Source organism: Pseudoalteromonas luteoviolacea, from assembly GCF_001696455.1.
GTDB classification, from domain to species: Bacteria; Pseudomonadota; Gammaproteobacteria; order Enterobacterales; family Alteromonadaceae; genus Pseudoalteromonas; species Pseudoalteromonas luteoviolacea_C.
In genome coordinates this window covers 1-212 of record NZ_MAUJ01000083.1, presented here as the reverse complement: position 1 = coordinate 212, position 212 = coordinate 1, and the positions used below count along the sequence as shown (strand labels likewise).

Genomic DNA, 212 nt, shown 5'->3' with positions numbered 1-212 from the left:
CCTTCGTGCTCCTCCGTTACTCTTTGGGAGGAGACCGCCCCAGTCAAACTACCCACCAGGCACTGTCCTCAATCCCGATTAGGGACCTAAGTTAGAACATCAACACTACAAGGGTGGTATTTCAAGGACGGCTCCACACAATCTAGCGACTGTGCTTCAAAGCCTCCCACCTATCCTACACATGTAGGGTCAATGTTCAGTGCCAAGCTGTA

1 rRNA gene is annotated in these 212 nt (G+C 51.4%); it reads right to left on the bottom strand.

Features of this window, described 5'->3' with window-relative positions:
* Positions 1–212: ribosomal RNA gene (locus tag A7985_RS27250) — 23S ribosomal RNA — on the bottom strand; the annotation flags it as partial.